Below are 16,628 nucleotides of genomic sequence, written 5' to 3'. Positions count from 1 at the left end.
TAACTGATCGGCATTACCTCAAATGAGGAGCCTTTGTTTTATCAAGAGCCTCTGTTCGTCAGCCTTAACCGCTAAACAGAGTAGGGGGATTAAGCCTCGGCAGTCACTTTAGAATTGCTCATCTTTTTAAGAGCTGCGTAACCAAAACCTGTTACTGCTGTACCTGCTGCAATCGCCACTAGGTACATAAGTACTGGAGAGATAGCGCCAGGAATTAGCAGTACGAACAAGCCGCCGTGTGGAGCCATTAGTTGTGCACCAAACATCATTGATAGAGCGCCCGTTAGTGCGCCACCTGCCATACATGCTGGGATAACACGCATTGGGTCTTTCGCTGCGAATGGGATTGCACCTTCAGAGATGAAACATAGTCCAAGAACGAATGATGCTTTACCTGCTTCGCGCTCGCCTGCTTCAAACTTGTCTTTCACTAGGAAAGTTGCAAGGCCCATACCTAGAGCCGGAACCATACCTGCTGCCATGATTGCTGCCATTGGTGCGTAAGTTTGTGAAGCCAATAGACCAACACCGAACGTGTAAGCCGCTTTGTTTACTGGACCACCAAGGTCGAAACACATCATTGCGCCTAGAATCACACCCAGAAGAATCGCATTAGACGTTCCCATGTTGTTTAGGAAGTCTGTCATTGCGCTCATCACGCCTGAAACTGGACCACCAACGATGTAAATCATGACCAAACCAGTGAACAAACTCGCGATAAACGGAATGATCAGAATCGGTTTGAGGGCTTCCATGGATTGTGGAAGTTGAACCTTGTCGGCAATGAATTTTGCTGCGTAACCCGCAATGAAACCCGCTGCGATACCACCTAGGAAACCTGCACCTGTTGAGCTAGCCAACATACCGCCGATTAGACCTGGAGCCAGACCCGGACGGTCAGCAATAGAGAATGCAATGAAACCAGCAAGAACAGGAATCATCAGTGCGAATGCAGAACCACCACCGATAGTCATCAATGCTGCTGCTAATGTGCCTTCTTCTTTGAAGGCTTCGATACCGAATACGAAAGACAGTGCGATGATCAAACCACCCGCAACAACCACAGGAAGCATGTGAGATACACCTGTCATTAGGTGCTTGTACACACCTTTCTTCTCATCAGCAGGCGCTGAATTTGAAGACGCTGTGTGCTGGTATGGCTTAGCTTCAGCGAATGCTTTTTCCATCTCTTGCTTTGTTTTCTTCAAAGCAGGACCTGTTGTGGTTTTGTACAGCGCTTTGCCGTTAAAACGATCAAGAGGAACGTCGATGTCGGCAGCGATGATAACAAGATCAGCGTTTGCGATTTCTTGGTCTGTCAGTTGGTTTTTCGCACCTACAGAGCCGCGAGTTTCCACTTTGATTTGGTGACCTAGGCGTTTGCCTTCTGCTTCCAGCGCTTCAGCAGCCATAAAGGTGTGTGCAACACCAGTCGGGCAAGCTGTTATCGCTACGATCTTTTTGCTGCCTGTACTTGCTGTTGTAGAAGAGTTTGCTGAAGTACCAGTAATTTCCACTGTAGTCTCAATTTGAGAAGCGTCTAATACCGTTGCTTCTGCTACCGCTTTCTCTAGAAATGCTTTTGCATCTGCTGTGCATTCAGAGATAGCTGCTTGGTACACTTTTTTGCCAACAAAGCGCGCTTTATCAACGTTTGTGTTGGCAGCAATAACGACAACGTCGCTGCTGTCGATCGTGTCTTGTGATACTGGAGAGTTAGGTAATACGCTAGATTGACATTCAATAGCGGCGTTCCAACCCAGTGTTTTTGAAGCTTGCTCTAACAAGCCTGCTGCGATGATGCTGTTTGCTACGCCACTAGGGCAAGCTGTGATAATGGTAATATTCATAATAAACCTTTTGTCCTATTTGCTTGTGTCTAACTGACTAGTTGGAGCACTAAGCGCCTGTAATTGGATATTTTGTCGTACTGAATCCAGCTCTTGTTGGCTGGTTACACCCACGCCTACCTGTGAAACTGCTAGAGCAGATAGGGCGGTTGCGAATTGAATAAGTTCTGGTTTTGGCATCTGTTGCATGTGACCCCAACATAGGCCAGCAACTAAGGTGTCACCTGCACCTACCGTGCTTACTACTTGCATGCGCGGTGGTTGAGCGTGTAACCACTCACCTTGGTTAAGCCACATCACACCTTCAGCACCAAGTGACACAACGATGTTATCGATGCCTTTTTCACTTAGGGCTTGGCCTGCGTGTTGGCATTGGTCGAGTGTAGTTAGTTCGGCGTTGAATAACTGAGATAGCTCTTCATCGTTTGGCTTGATCAGCCATGGTTGTGCATCGAGCCCCGCTTTAAGTGCATCACGGCTGCTGTCGAATAACACTTTCTTGCCCATATCGTGAAGTTTCTGAATCCACGATGCGCATAACATAGGTGAAACGCCTTGAGGTAAGCTGCCTGCAATCACGAAATATTCGTGGTCTTCAGCTAACCCGAATAGAGTGCGCTCAAACTGCTCGATGGCAATCGGTGTTACCGCTACGCCAGGGAAGTTGATGTCGCTAACTTGACCACTTTCTTCTACTAACTTCACGTTGATGCGAGTTGCGCCGTCGACACGAATAAAGCGGTCAGTTGCGCCCATCTGTTCGAACAGTTGGCAGAACGGTTCTTCGTTATTGCGACCAAGGAAACCTGTTACGGTGACTTTAGCGCCAAGCTCTGAAAGTACTTTTGCTACGTTTACGCCTTTACCCGCTGCATGCAGTGAGCTTTTGTTCACCAAGCTAACTGAACCTACGTTTAGCACATCGATGCTACCTGTCAGATCTAGAGCAGGGTTTAGGGTTACGGTAACGGCTTTGATTTGTTTATCAGACATATCGATTTCCTAACCTTCGCCAAGGCCAGAAGCGATAGCTTTGCCAATAGACTCAAGTGCTTGATCTGCATCTTCACCTTCAGCAACAAACTGAAGCTGATGGCCGTGTTTAACGCCAAGCGCGATTACTTTCATCAAGCTCTTCGCGTTCACTTCTTCTCCATCGCCATCTAGGTTTGATACGCGGATAGTTGATTCGAACTTCTTCGCTTCAGCGACTAGCATTGCGCCCGGACGAGCGTGTAGGCCGTGTGCATTTTTGATTTTGAATACCGCGCAGTTGTCGTCGTCTTGAGAAGCTGTAGAAGCCGCTTCACCTTTTAGAAGGCCAATCACTTGTGCTGCGTCAGCGGTTAACAGTTGTTGCTGTTTACCTTCGAAAACCATCTTGCTTAGGTTTGCCAGAATAGATTGGTGAGCGCTGTTACAAGCAGCAAATGCCACCAATGCTTTAACTGGTGTGCCTTCGTATTCGCAATCGTTCGCTGTTGAAACGAAAGATACGCCAGTGCGAGTTACGCCTTTATCGCTGCCCAACAACCACAAGCCTTGGCCTAGGTGAGTCGGTGTTTTTGTTACTAAGTCAGCAACGAATGCGTTGTCTGTGCAACCTGTGTTCTTAAGTAGGCCGCCCGCAACTGCCGACATTTGAATCATGTCGCTTGCAGGGAACAGCAGCTGAACTAAAGAAGCGTCTAGGTCTGCTTCTAGCTGAACTTCGCCATTAAGTAGGGCGATGATTTCGTCTTCTGATTTTGCTTGCTTTAATTTCTCTTCAACACCGTCTGCCGCTAGCACTTTGGTCAGTTGCTTAAGAATGCCTAAGTGCTCATCAGATTTAGCTGCAATACCAATCGCAACGTAAACACGGTTTCCGTCTGCCCAATCAATACCTTCAGGGAAGTGGTGTACCGCAACGCCTGTCTCTTTCACTAGGCCACGAGTGTCAGTCGTTCCATGAGGAATCGCGATACCGTTGCCAAGGAACGTAGAGTTCTGGTTTTCACGGTTCAGCATTCCTTCAACGTAGCCAGAGTCAACTAAGCCTTTGGCTGTTAGGTCGCCTGCAATATTTTGGATTGCTTGGAACTTATCATTGGCCGTTTGGCCTAGAGTGATGTCAGATTTTGATAATTTAAGCATGGTGCCTCTTTAGCGTATCGCTTGAGAATTTGTGTGTCGCTACGATTCCAACTAGAGCAAGAATTAGTGAACTTTACTCTTTGCTTTACTTTAGCTGAATCGGTTCAGCATTCAGTGTAAAAAAATTCAGCAAAGCCAATTTCGATTTTCAAAATAGTTTTGCTGCGTGTCGTAATTTCAGTTTCGTTAATAACGAGAAGTTGAATCACAACAAATGACGCTCAATCCATTCAAAAGGATGATTGAAGTCACTTTTCAGATTTTGCTGAATCCTTTCAGCTTTTATACTGAATCGATTCAGCATATAATTCAACTAATCCGAGGATCAGATCATTGGTTATATGATCCTACGCACAAAATACAGGTCACCCATATGACACTTGATGAAATTGCTAAATTGGCTGGAGTATCGAAAACCACGGCCAGTTATGTCATCAACGGCAAGGCGCAGAAATACAGAATCAGTGAAAAGACGCAGCAGAAAGTCATGGCGGTGGTGGAAGAGTATAACTACCGACCAGACCATGCTGCTTCGTCGCTGCGTGCTGGTAATAGCCGTTCATTTGGTTTGATTATTCCTGATCTGGAAAACAGCAGTTACGCGCGTTTGGCAAAATTGATAGAGCAGAATTCACGTAAAGTGGGCTACCAGATATTGATTGGTTGTTCTGATGATGATGCTGAAACAGAACGAAAAGTGGCTGAAGCTTTGGTAAGTCGTCGTATTGATGCCTTGCTGGTTGCGAGCTCAATGCCAGACGCCAACGAGTTCTACTTAAAGTTGCAAAACTCAGGAACGCCTGTGATCGCAATTGACCGTCCGTTAGATGATGAGCACTTTGCTTGCGTACTCAGTGAAGATTTCGAAGCCGCATTTGAACTGACGCATTCGATTCTCGATGACAATATTCATAGTGTTGGTTTGATAGGCGCACTTCCTGATCTAAATATCTCACGCGAACGTCACCTAGGTTTTGAAGCTGCGAATAAAGCACATACTCAACAAACAGGGCTCGCAGAAAACAAGCCGATGGTTGTGGGTTATGGTGAGCACTTTGATAGGGAATCTGGGCGAGAGGTTTTTGAGGGTTGGATTGCAAAAGGCACGGTTCCTGATGCGATTGTGACTATGTCTTACACCTTGTTAGAGGGTGTGTTGGATGTAATGGTTGAAAAACCAGAGCTGATTAATCAAGTAAAACTGGCAACCTTTGGTGATAACCGACTGCTCGACTTCTTGCCTTTTAAAGTCCATTCACTGCCGCAGCAGTTTGAAGTAATTGCCGACAGCGCTTTTGCTTTGGCGTTAAATGCATCCGCTAAGCGTTACCAAGCGGGTATTGAACTCGTGCCGAGAAGTTTAGTGAGACGAGGCTAATTCCAGTTAGTTTAAACAAGCTAGGTTAGACTTGGACACTTAGCTCGAACTTGGAGTTAACTCGAACCAAGCAATAAGCCCAACTCTACAATGGCAACAATGCCGAGCAACAAAGCCAACACTTTCCAAAACTGGATCGGGTTTCTGTTTATTAAAGGTTGCTTGGCTTTGCTTTTAACCAAGCTTTGGTTTGGTGTGTAAAGATCTGCTACAAAATCTCCCAACACTTGATGACGTTCGCTTGGTGATTCCGCGCAGGCTTTTTGTAACACCAAATCCACCCAACTGGGTAAGTCCGCTCGTTTCTGAGTGATGGGTTGGTATTCCCATTGATGGTGGCGCGATTGCTTAAGCGACTGTGCCGTCATTTCAGAGTAGGGCAATGCACCTGTTAGCATCTCATAGCCGATCACGGCGATAGAGAACAGATCAGAGCTTGTGGTTGCCGTGTTGTGCTTGATGCTCTCGGGCGCTATGTAATTGACCGCGCCTAATGGAGTGTCCTCTTTGTCGGTGAGCTCTCCCTCTTCAAGGCCTCTCACTAATACCGCACCAAGGTCGATGATTTTTACCTCACCATCACGTTGAAGCATAATGTTCTCGGGCTTTAAGTCTCGGTGCACCATGTCTGCACGTTGTAATACTCGGATGCCTTGAGTGATCTTTTCTAGTATGTCGCGCACTTCATTGAGTGACGGTTTTGGGTTGTCGTACATCCATTGTCTTAGTGTGATGCCTTCTACCCATTCGCAGATTTGATATAAGAATTGCGAGTTCTCTGGCGTCGGGTAAACCTTCATGACTCTCTTGTTTTTTAACAAGATCCCTGCCCATTGTTCATTGAAGAAAGCTCTGAGTTGCGATGGACTATCGTGATATTGAACAGAAGGGACTTTTAACACGAACTCGGTTTGTGTCTCTTTTTGCATCACACGATACACATGGCTTCTAGAGCCTGCATACAACACCTCAAGCACCATGAAGTTGTCGATACTTTGCCCGAGCTTTAAAGCGGGTGGGATGGCACGTTTAGCCAGCTTCTCATGGAATTCAATCAGCGAAGGTTTAGGCAGATGGATGACTTGCACAATCAAGCAGCTCACGTTGTCTGAACTATTGTGGCTTAAAGCGGTATTACAGATAGTTTGTGCAGCGTATTCGAAATCCGCTCCGGGTTTATCGATGTGTTCTTTGAAGGTATTGGGAGATACAAACTCGTGCACCCCATCAGACGTTAGGATAAAGCAGTCGTTTTTCTTGATAGGCAGGGTTTGATAGTCAACGTTGAGCTGGTTGTCCATGCCTAAGGCACGTGTTAGATAATGCTTCTGCCCCATATTTTTACGGGTGTGGTCGCGGGTCAGTTGGCGTAATTCTCCATCTCTGAGTAAGTAAATGCGACTGTCGCCAACGTGGAATATATGTGCGGTGTTCGATTTTAATATCACGCTGCTGAACGTCGAAACGAGGGCATTGTGGTTCACTTGTTGCGCGGGATGAATATTAGAAACAGACGTGTTGAAGAGCCAAGAATTGAGTGAGGTTAAGACCTTTTGTGCCGAACGTTGAATGCTCCAGCTATTTGGAGTGGCGTAATAGTCGTCGATAAACTGCATCACGCTGGTGTGACTGGCTTTCTGGCCGTGTTCACTGCAACTTGCCCCGTCTGCTATACAAGCAACACTGCCTTTTAGCTCTTGCTCAGTACGAGTTTTGGGGTGCTTTACAATGATGGCGTCTTGGTTTTCATCACGTATGCCTTTATTCGAATAGCCGCCAAACTTCAAAGTCAGTTGGTTATTGGATTCTGGCGTGACGACTTGCCCTTGGCTGAATGAAATTGTCATAACTGGTCTTCTTTTAACTGTTCTTCTTCCCGCTTCCTTGACAGAACATCCTAGGAAGAACAAAAGCTCTAGTGAACGTAGAGCCTTTGAACGAAGCACCTAGCGTTGATGTATCCGCTAAGGTGCCTCTCCCGATTCAATAATATCAATGCTTCTTAGTACAGACCCTAGCTTGAAACATTAATCAGCGTGACACTGCCGTCGTCGTTTACTTCGGCTATTTGACCGTTAGGCTCTTCCATGAACAGTAGAGTTACAAAGCCAAGTACCGCTGTTGCAGCAATCACTAAGAAGAAGGTTTGGTAGCTCACGAATGACAACACAGTTAGGTAAACTACCGCACCCACGTTACCGTAAGCCCCGGTCATACCAGCAATCTGACCTGTCATACGACGCTTGATTAGAGGAACTGTTGCGAATACTGCACCTTCACCCGCTTGCACGAAGAAAGAACACGCCATCGCCGCGACAACCGCTAGCCATACAGGCCAAGTGCTGTCTACTTGACCCATTGCGAAGTAACCCACAGCAAGACCAATCGTTAGAATAAGCAGTGTTGGTTTACGACCGAATTTGTCTGAAATCCAACCACCACCTGGGCGAGACATTAGGTTCATAAAGGCATAAGCCGATGCAACCATACCTGCAAGAACCGGCGTTAATTCAAAGGTTTCAGAGAAGAACAGTGGCAGCATAGAAACCACAGCCAGTTCAGAACCAAATGTCGCGAAGTACAATACGTTAAGTACCGCAACTTGCTTGAATTTGTACTGGTGAATCTCTGGCACTTCTTCTTTAAATACGTTCTTGTTTACTTTCCAAACTTGCGACACTTCGTACACGTAAAGCGCAGCCAAACCGGCATACACAGAGTAAACCGCCATGTCAGACAACATGTTGATGTTGCTTGGTGAAAGCTTCCAAGTCAGTAGCGCTAAAGCGGCATACATAGGGATCTTCATAATAAGTAGGAAGAAAAAGTCACCCTTTGATGTCACTTCCATTGCTGTTACTTGAGCAGGCTTGAAGTAAGTTGAACCTTTTGGTGTATCTGACACGTTTTTGTAGAAGATAAACGAGAACGCTAAGCTCATTACGCCAGTAATACCAACCGCATAACGCCAGCCGTCTTCACCACCAAACGCTAGAGCGAGAGTTGGAAGTGTGAACGCTGCTGCTGCTGAACCGAAGTTACCCCAACCGCCGTAAATACCTTCTGCAGTACCCAATTCATTGTGTGGGAACCATTCAGACACAAGACGAATACCGACAACGAAGCCTGCACCGATGAAGCCTAATAGGAAACGAGCAATCGCGGCTTGAATGAAAGAGTCTGCCATAGCAAACATAAAACAAGGGATTGAACAGACGGCGAGTAGCGAAGAGTAGACCAATCTAGGGCCGTATCGGTCGGTTAACATACCAATGGCGACACGCGCCGGAATGGTTAAGGCAACGTTGAGAATAAGGAGTGTTTTGATCTCTTCAGTGGAAAGACCAAGCGAAGTTTTTACCATTTGCAGTAGTGGGGCAAAGTTGAACCACACAACAAAGGTGATAAAAAAGGCCATCCAACTTAGGTGTAAGGTTTTCATCTTACCCGTAAATGAAAGCAGCGAAAATTTTGTGTTATCCATGGTTTAAATCCTTTAAATCTGGAAAATTACCCGGTTTTAGCTCGTGCGTTACTTCCGAAATTCGAACGCATTAATGTGGCTAAACCCTATGCCGAAATTGCTCACGCCTATAAAGCGTTTACATGATGATGTCGGCGTTTAGTTAACTGGCGATAGCAAGCGGTGCGAGAACCTGTACTTGCTCTCCTTGCTTGCGAACTTCAAATTTCACGAGCTTGAGGTCTGGTTGTTCAAGGCACGCGCCAGTTTCTAAGTGGTAATGCTGCTTGTATAAGGGCGAGGCTACGTAAGGCTCTCCGCTTAATGAACCAATTATACCACGTGACATAACATTCGCCTTGCCGATAGGGTCGTAATTAGAGAGCCCATAAAGCGTGTCACTGCGCTTGCAGTAAAAAATAGCCACTTGGTTATCGTCTACTTTGGCGCAAATCCCCCCGTTTGGGGTTAGGTCCCGGGTGTTGCATACGGTTGTCCAATTTTCCATGACTTTCTCCTAGTCAAAACATAAAACTAATAATCAATTCAATTAGGGTGATAGCCGACAGCAGTTTTCTTGGGCTGCGGCACTGTCGACTATCGATATTGGGTTGAGTTGTCACTGATTCACTCACCAGCAATTCGGCTTACGAAACTTCCGTCACTTCGATTTGGTCTGCCTTAGCTAGCTTTTCATCGCGTTGTGAATCAGAAGAAGAGCTCAAGCTCGGCTTAGGAAAACGCTGTTCTCGTTCTTTGATGAATGACAGGCTAGTGTCCATTTCTTCGCTGTTAATGTAGTGCTGGAAGCGTTTCATCTTTTCAGGGTTTTCGATGGTGGTTTTCCATTCACATTGGTATTTTTCGATGTTGAGGGCGATGTCAGCTTCAAGTTCTTCAGCAACATTGAGCTTGTCTTCAATCACGACTTGCTTGAGGTATTCAATGCCGCCTTCAAGGTTTTCCATCCATACCGATGTACGCTGTAGGCGATCCGCGGTACGTGTGTAGAACATCAGAATGCGGTCGATGTATTGCAGAAGAGTGGTTTCATCAAGGTCGGTAGCAAAAAGGTCACCGTGGCGAGGGCGCATACCACCGTTACCACAGATGTAGAGGTTCCAACCTTTGTCGGTGGCGATAATGCCAAAGTCTTTTGATTGGGCTTCTGCACATTCACGAGTACAGCCAGAAACCGCAAACTTGATCTTGTGTGGTGAACGCAAGCCTTTGTAGCGGTTTTCTAGTCGAATCGCTAAGCCAACACTGTCGTCGACGCCGTATCGACACCAAGTGCTGCCCACACACGATTTCACGGTACGTACCGATTTACCGTAGGCATGGCCAGTTTCAAAACCAGCATCGATTAGCTTTTTCCAGATGATTGGCAGTTCGTTAAGTTGAGCGCCAAACAAGTCGACACGCTGACCACCGGTGATTTTGGTGTAGAGGTCGAATTCTTTAGCGACTTCACCAAGCACGATCAGTCTATCGGGTGTGATTTCACCGCCAGCAATACGCGGAACCACAGAGTAGGTGCCGTCTTTTTGCATGTTGCCGAGGTAAATGTCGTTGGTGTCTTGCAGTTCGATGTGTTGATCTTCGAGGATGTAATCGTTCCAGTACGAAGCCAAAATTGAACCGACTGCTGGCTTACACACGGTACAACCCAATCCGTTTCCATGAGAATCTAACAGCTCATCGAAGGTCTTGATTTTGTTGACGCGGATGATGTCAGTCAGCTCTTGGCGAGAATAAGCAAAGTGCTCACAGATATCGTTAGAAACCTCGACACCTAGGTTACTCAGCTCACTATCCAGAACTTGTTTAGCAAGAGCAGAACAACCACCACAACCTGTCGATGCGTTGGTTGTCTCTTTCAATGCAGCCATCGTGGTACAGCCTGCTGAAACGGCGTCTTTAATGTCGCCTTTGGTCACATCGAAACATGAACAAATCACAGCGCTATCAGGCAGAGCTTCAGCACCCATTGCCGAACCTGAATCATCCGCGACATTAGGTAGAATCAGTACTGATGGGTTTTCAGGAAGAGGCATGTCATTTTGCTTGATTTGCAGTAGCGAACCGTAAGCTTCGGCGTCACCCACCAATACCGCACCGACAATCTTCTTACCATCAGCCGATATGATCAGGCGCTTGTAAACTTGTTCGATTTCATCGTTATAGGTATACGATTGAGCGCCTTCGGTTTGGCCGTGTACTTCGCCAATACTGGCGACATCAACACCCAGTAATTTGAGCTTGGTGCTCATGTCAGCGCCAATAAATGCAGCATCGTCAGTACCGCCGGAGACAATATGCGAAGCCGCGACTTTCGCCATGGAGTAACCGGGGGCGACTAAGCCGAAGATCTTGTTGTCCCAAAGGGCACATTCACCAATCGCATACACATTGTCTATGTTGGTTTGGCAGTGATCGTTAATCACGATGCCGCCACGTTCACCAATGGCGATATCAGAGCTGCGAGCTAGGGCATCTTGAGGGCGAATACCCGCAGAGAACACGATCATATCGGTTTCAAGGTGGGTGCCGTCTGCGAAGTTCATACGGTAGCGAGCGTTCTCACCCGCGACTATCTCAGAGGTTGCCTTCTCGGTGTGAACTTGGACGCCAAGGTCTTCAATTTTTCTGCGTAAAAGCGCACCGCCACCGTCATCTAATTGTACGGCCATCAGGCGAGGTGCGAACTCCACAACATGAGTTTCCAAGCCAAGGTTTTTGACTGCGTTTGCCGCTTCTAAGCCAAGCAGACCACCACCAATCACTACGCCAGATTTGCTGCCTTTGCTAGATAGTTCAACGGCGTCTAGATCTTCGATGGTGCGATAAACGTGGCAGTGTTCTTGGTCGTTACCGGGAATAGGGGGAACAAAAGGGAATGAACCGGTCGCCAGAATCAAAGTGTCATAGCTCTCGGTATGTCCCGATTCAGTCACAACGCACTTATTTTCGGTATCTAGTTGAGCGACTCTCGCGTTGAGAAGGTAATTGACGCCATTGCTTTGGTAATACTCTTCGCTGGTTAATGCTAAGTCATCAGCATTCCCGCGTTTGAAGTAAGCCGTCAGCTGAACTCTGTCGTAGGCTAACCTTGGCTCTTCACTGAAAGTAATAACATCAAACTCATCACTGTCTGATTGTAGGATGTTGTCGATAAATTTGTGTCCAACCATGCCGTTACCCACAACGACGATTTTCTTCTTGCTCATAATCCATTCCTTATTCTCGGCGTCACCACCACTAGCATCTAATTTCTAGTCGTTAGCAGATGAATACCGGGTTGAGATTCCACTCAATTCATAATCATCAAGAAAAACAAAAATGTTTTTTCTAAGTCTTGGTTTCTAGTGGAGCAAGGAGGATGCCAGATTACATCTCATCAAATTAAATAAAATTTAACGTTTATTTTTCAATGAATTAAAAATATGGGCTAGTACGTATTTACCCCTAAAGTGGTATGTAAATTTTTTGTTAGATTTATATAAATGGGCGTTTGTGGTGCAACTTTCCGCAAGATGGTGCAAAAATTAAGTTTCTATCTTGGTTAAGTTGAAATCTATTCAGTGTTGATATTTTGTTTTTTGTTAAGTAATTGTTTTTAATGTTAAATATTTCAATTTCGTCGGCTGGTATTAAGTGGCGTGCTATTTGCTTGGTTTGAGTTATTACAATTATGGATAATTGAGCGAGAAACGGATGACCGATTCAAACAGTGGCTGGATAAAATCAACCTGTGCTTATTGTGGTGTAGGGTGTGGAATAGAAGCGAGACCAACATCGTTAGGAAAACTAGAAGTACGTGGTGATAAAGATCATCCATCAAACTACGGGAAGCTATGTACTAAAGGGGTTGCGCTTGGTGATACTGTCACGCCTTTAGGACGCCTAACACAGCCTGCTCATATTCAGAATGAGCAAAAACAAGAGCTGGATTGGAACAGTGCCACTCAGTTGGTCGCAGACAAATTCAATCAAACGATCGAAGAATTTGGGGCCGATTCGGTTGCGTTTTATGTTTCTGGTCAGCTGCTTACCGAAGACTATTACGTTGCCAATAAATTGATGAAAGGCTTCATCGGCAGTGGCAACATCGACAGTAATTCTAGGCTGTGTATGGCTTCAACTGTGGTTGGGCATAAGCGAGCATTTGGTGCAGACACAGTACCGGTGTGCTACGAAGATCTCGAGCAAGCCGATCTAGTCGTGATTACTGGCTCAAACCTCGCTTGGTGTCACCCTGTGTTATTCCAAAGGTTAAGAGCCGCCAAACAAGCCAACCCTGCATTAAAAGTGATCGTCATTGACCCGCGCTATACAGACACTTGTGAAATTGCAGATATCCACTTGGCGTTGGAATCCGGCTCAGATGTCGCGCTGTTCAATGGTTTGCTCGCCTATTTAGATGATAACGACCAGCTCGACGCTGACTACATTGAACACCACACCCAAGGTTTTACTGAAGCCGTTCGATCCGCAACTCATTACCGTTATACCGAGTCGGGCTGGGGCGACAAAAGTGTTCCCGAACTAACAGGGCTTACTGAGCAACAACTCGAACAGTTCTACAAGTTGTTTGCTTCTAATGAGAAAGTGCTCACCATCTATTCCCAAGGCGTGAACCAATCCACACAAGGGTGTGACAAGGTGAATGCCATTATTAACTGCCATTTAGCCACCGGAAAAATTGGTAAACTGGGCATGGGGCCATTCTCTGTAACAGGCCAGCCAAACGCGATGGGCGGCCGAGAAGTGGGCGGGCTAGCCAATACCTTAGCGGCGCACTTTGAGTTTGGTGATCCGCGATCACACCAAACGGTGAGCGAGTTCTGGCAAACCGACAGCTTAGCCACACATGCGGGATTAAAAGCGATCGACTTGTTTGATGCGATGAATGAGGGAAAAATCAAAGCGGTGTGGATCATGGCAACCAACCCAGTCGTAAGCCTACCTGACAGTGAAAAGATCAAAGCCGCATTAGAGAAGTGCCCATTTGTGGTGGTGTCGGATTGTATTGCTGATACTGAAACCACTCGCTTGGCCGATGTGGTACTGCCTGCGCAAGGGTGGAGTGAGAAGTCGGGCACCGTGACTAACTCTGAGCGTCGAATCTCACGCCAACGCCGTATATTACCAAGCCCAGGGGAAGCCAAACCTGATTGGTGGATATTAAAAGAAGTCGCGCAAAAAATGGGATTCAAAGAGCAGTTTGATTACCGTCACGAAGGCGAGATCTTCAAAGAATATTGCGAGATGACGGCACTCGGTAATGAAACAGGTAAAGCGCGTGACTTGTGCTTAATCGGGCTTACTCACTTGGATGAGAAAGGCTATGGCGAACTTACTCCGCAACAATGGCCAGTGCTAGAGTACCAACCAGAGACCATTGAGCAGCGTATGTTCACCACTGGCGAGTTCTTTACCGAATCTGGCAAAGCGCAGTTTATTGCGGTTGAGCACGATAAGCCGATTGCCGATACCAGTGTCGAATTCCCACTTATCATGAACACAGGCCGAATCCGAGACCAGTGGCACACCATGAGCCGCACAGGCTTGGCCGCAGGTTTAGGTGAGCACACCCCAGAGCCGTTTGTCGCCATGCACCCAGATACGGTTGCAGAGCTTGGCTTAGATGAGTTTGGGCTAGATGCCTTCAACCACTCCACTATTAATCCAGTGGTGAAAGTGCGCAGTGCACAAGGGGAGTGCCAAGCTCGCTTAGTGGTAACAAAAGAGATGCGCCGAGAGCAAGTTTTCATGCCAATTCACTGGAACGCCCCGACCGCCAAAGACAGCAAACCGTGTGACCTGATTTTGCCTCATACCGATGCGGCATCAGGCCAACCAGAGTTCAAACATACACCCGTTGTCGTAGAGCCGTGTGGTTATCGCAGTGAAGCCGCACTGGTCAGCGACAAGGTGATGGATTGCAGCGGCTTTGATTACTGGGTTCGCCAAAGAGTGGAGGGCGGTTTTTTGTATCGTATTTCATCATCGAAGAACCCAATGGAGTTGGTGATTCAACTTGCCAACACACTCGATGCTTTACCAGAACCGAATGCAGAGGCGATTAAATCACTCCATTACCACGGCAATAAATCATTCAAGAACTACGGTTCTGCCAAGCTGGGTCAGTCTGGCGTAAAGCAAGCCTTTGTGGTGAACAGTAAGCTCGACCATCAAAGCATCGACTGGCTGGTGGAGTGCCTAACCCGAGAAGCCGATGAAGAGTTCGAAGCCGAGTTTTTGAGTGCTATGGCGAAGTAGGGGGATACAGAGTGACCTAGTTGCTTGATTATAATGCATAAAACTATCGCTGTGTTATGGCGAGAGAGGGGCATTGTTCGCTTTTAAAAAAATTATGCAACGGGTATAGTCTCTGTAGACAAATTGGTAGCTAGAAGTGGAAGGTGAACGGCTTGCAGTTTTCCTCTGCTAGCTATAAAAATCGAACGTAGGTACGCTTTAAAGCAAATTTCATAGATAGAAGCGGCCAAGTCCAACAGGTATTTATCTATTGTGCTACGACAGCGGATAAATACTTAAGCGTTATGCGTTACTCCAACTTGAGAAGGCGGTACAAGTGGAAATAAGAGTTAAAAAATCAGTTCGGTATCTTGCCTTGGGTATTCTTATATATCCGTTTCTTTACATGCTACTCAATTTTATTATTCCGATTCTAATGACGGTTTTGGGCGAAGGTGGTAGCTCGTTGATTGAAATTCTTGAGTATTTCACCTGGTTTATAATGCCTTTATTTTCGGTGCTCTATTTGTTAGCTTTCCACCATTTTTCTCCAGTGTTAGGTAAATGGCATCAACGCATTGGGTATACTTTGGTTTTAGCCGCTGTGCTAATCGAAATAGTGATGCCTTGGATGGAATCTGGTCTGGTGTTTAAGACAGCATCTTTTCTATGTCGGCTTTTCGAGATCGGTATTTTAGTTAGTTGTATGTTCGTTTTTAGCAGTAAGTTGGGTCAAAATTCTGAACTTGGAAGAAAGGCATAACAAATAAGGATTAAGGTGTTGCGCAGACAACACTAAATTCCGAGTGTTAAACAAGCCCGAAGCCTCTTTATTAAGTAAATTGTACAATTACATTTGAAGGGCACATCGCTTTGGGGTTTTATTAAGGCGAACGAGGCCAAGATAAGATTGTGTCATCATGTGGATCTACGCATCAGTGGCATATTTTCTATTTTAGTCAGTAGTTTAGAGCGAGTTGCCGACTTATGAAGTATGACCTTACCATTTTGGTCTACGGCATGAGGACTAAAGTGGTTTTTAGCTAGGTCGACTCCGCAGAAATAAGAATAATCAGACATGGTGCCTCCGATGCATTTAAGTACCACATAAGTGTGGCAGAACCTCGGTAGGGGGAATCCATGTCATTCGTTGTATGCTTTCAAGTTTCAAACAATAAAAGGACTTAAAAATGATTCTAAATCACGTCTCAGTTGGCGCTTCTGATGTGGTAAAAGCAGTTGGTTTTTATGACTCAGTTCTTTCTACGTTGTCTATTAAGCGTGCTCACTATATAGAAAATATTGCAGCGGCTTATGGTGAAAACTTTGAATTTTGGGTCGGAAGTCCCTGCGAAGGAAATGCTACATCAAGTAATGGTGCTCATATTGCTTTTAATGCGCCTTCAAAAGAAGCTGTTGACCAGTTTTATACTACAGCCATTGAGTTAGGTGGTTCGTGTGCAGGTAAGCCAGGATTAAGACCAGAGTATGGTGAAATTTACTACGCAGCATTCGTACAACAAATAAGGATTAAGGT

The 16,628-nt window shown here is 46.1% G+C and carries 11 protein-coding genes and 1 pseudogene; 4 read left to right on the top strand and 8 right to left on the bottom strand.

Features of this window, described 5'->3' with window-relative positions:
* Positions 1-89: 89 nt before the first annotated feature.
* The 3 genes from fruA to fruB are packed head-to-tail and all read right to left on the bottom strand — an operon-like array spanning position 90 to position 3,986.
* The gene (gene fruA / locus AB4589_RS11975; protein ID WP_372100587.1) at positions 90-1,850 is read right to left on the bottom strand and encodes a PTS fructose transporter subunit IIBC; all 1,761 of its coding nucleotides are present in this window, start codon (positions 1,848-1,850) and stop codon (positions 90-92) included.
* 15 nt (positions 1,851-1,865) lie between these two features.
* Positions 1,866-2,843 (bottom strand): 1-phosphofructokinase, encoded by a 978-nt coding sequence (pfkB, locus tag AB4589_RS11970; protein WP_372100585.1) that lies wholly within the window; start codon positions 2,841-2,843, stop codon positions 1,866-1,868.
* 9 nt (positions 2,844-2,852) lie between these two features.
* Positions 2,853-3,986: a fused PTS fructose transporter subunit IIA/HPr protein gene (gene fruB / locus AB4589_RS11965; protein WP_372100583.1), complete on the bottom strand. Its 1,134-nt coding sequence runs from the start codon at positions 3,984-3,986 to the stop codon at positions 2,853-2,855.
* A gap of 373 nt (positions 3,987-4,359) precedes the next feature.
* Here fruB and cra point away from each other — a divergent pair, with 373 nt between their 5' ends.
* Positions 4,360-5,364, top strand: a complete 1,005-nt coding sequence (gene cra, locus AB4589_RS11960) for a catabolite repressor/activator (RefSeq protein WP_009844886.1) — start codon at positions 4,360-4,362, stop codon at positions 5,362-5,364.
* 56 nt (positions 5,365-5,420) lie between these two features.
* Here the strand turns inward: cra and AB4589_RS11955 are convergent, their stop codons facing one another.
* The 4 genes from AB4589_RS11955 to nirB form a co-directional block, all read right to left on the bottom strand.
* Complete coding sequence (locus AB4589_RS11955; protein WP_372100581.1) at positions 5,421-7,211, bottom strand: protein kinase domain-containing protein; 1,791 nt, start codon at positions 7,209-7,211, stop codon at positions 5,421-5,423.
* 167 nt (positions 7,212-7,378) lie between these two features.
* Complete coding sequence (locus AB4589_RS11950) at positions 7,379-8,848, bottom strand: NarK family nitrate/nitrite MFS transporter (protein ID WP_017102036.1); 1,470 nt, start codon at positions 8,846-8,848, stop codon at positions 7,379-7,381.
* A gap of 142 nt (positions 8,849-8,990) precedes the next feature.
* Positions 8,991-9,335, bottom strand: a complete 345-nt coding sequence (gene nirD, locus AB4589_RS11945; protein ID WP_017103383.1) for a nitrite reductase small subunit NirD — start codon at positions 9,333-9,335, stop codon at positions 8,991-8,993.
* 139 nt (positions 9,336-9,474) lie between these two features.
* Positions 9,475-12,057 carry a nitrite reductase large subunit NirB gene (nirB, locus tag AB4589_RS11940; RefSeq protein WP_372100579.1) on the bottom strand — a complete coding sequence of 861 codons (2,583 nt, stop codon included), beginning with the start codon at positions 12,055-12,057 and terminating at the stop codon, positions 9,475-9,477.
* A gap of 472 nt (positions 12,058-12,529) precedes the next feature.
* Between nirB and AB4589_RS11935 the strand changes: the two genes are divergently transcribed.
* Positions 12,530-15,112: a molybdopterin oxidoreductase family protein gene (locus tag AB4589_RS11935; protein ID WP_372100577.1), complete on the top strand. Its 2,583-nt coding sequence runs from the start codon at positions 12,530-12,532 to the stop codon at positions 15,110-15,112.
* Positions 15,113-15,428: 316 nt separating this feature from the next.
* On the top strand, positions 15,429-15,854 hold the full coding sequence (locus tag AB4589_RS11930) for a hypothetical protein (RefSeq protein WP_012600813.1): 426 nt from the start codon (positions 15,429-15,431) through the stop codon (positions 15,852-15,854).
* 167 nt (positions 15,855-16,021) lie between these two features.
* Here AB4589_RS11930 and AB4589_RS11925 read toward each other — a convergent pair.
* Positions 16,022-16,171, bottom strand: a pseudogene (locus AB4589_RS11925) (IS110 family transposase); the annotation flags it as partial.
* Positions 16,172-16,281: 110 nt separating this feature from the next.
* Between AB4589_RS11925 and AB4589_RS11920 the strand changes: the two are divergent.
* On the top strand, positions 16,282-16,628 hold a 347-nt coding region (locus AB4589_RS11920), incomplete at its 3' end, for a VOC family protein (protein WP_372100575.1).

Source organism: Vibrio sp. 10N.222.49.A3 (genome assembly GCF_041475145.1).
Classification (GTDB): Bacteria; Pseudomonadota; Gammaproteobacteria; order Enterobacterales; family Vibrionaceae; genus Vibrio; species Vibrio tasmaniensis_A.
The sequence above is the reverse complement of the archived record's forward strand: the minus strand, read 5'-3'. Positions and strand labels throughout refer to the sequence as shown.

Excerpts from the sequence above, each read along its gene's own strand:
- fruA (WP_372100587.1), bottom strand. The coding sequence starts at position 1,850 with ATGAATATTACCATTATCACAGCTTGCCCTAGTGGCGTAGCAAACAGC.
- pfkB (WP_372100585.1), bottom strand. The coding sequence starts at position 2,843 with ATGTCTGATAAACAAATCAAAGCCGTTACCGTAACCCTAAACCCTGCT.
- fruB (WP_372100583.1), bottom strand. The coding sequence starts at position 3,986 with ATGCTTAAATTATCAAAATCTGACATCACTCTAGGCCAAACGGCCAAT.
- cra (WP_009844886.1), top strand. The coding sequence starts at position 4,360 with ATGACACTTGATGAAATTGCTAAATTGGCTGGAGTATCGAAAACCACG.
- AB4589_RS11955 (WP_372100581.1), bottom strand. The coding sequence starts at position 7,211 with ATGACAATTTCATTCAGCCAAGGGCAAGTCGTCACGCCAGAATCCAAT.
- AB4589_RS11950 (WP_017102036.1), bottom strand. The coding sequence starts at position 8,848 with ATGGATAACACAAAATTTTCGCTGCTTTCATTTACGGGTAAGATGAAA.
- nirD (WP_017103383.1), bottom strand. The coding sequence starts at position 9,335 with ATGGAAAATTGGACAACCGTATGCAACACCCGGGACCTAACCCCAAAC.
- nirB (WP_372100579.1), bottom strand. The coding sequence starts at position 12,057 with ATGAGCAAGAAGAAAATCGTCGTTGTGGGTAACGGCATGGTTGGACAC.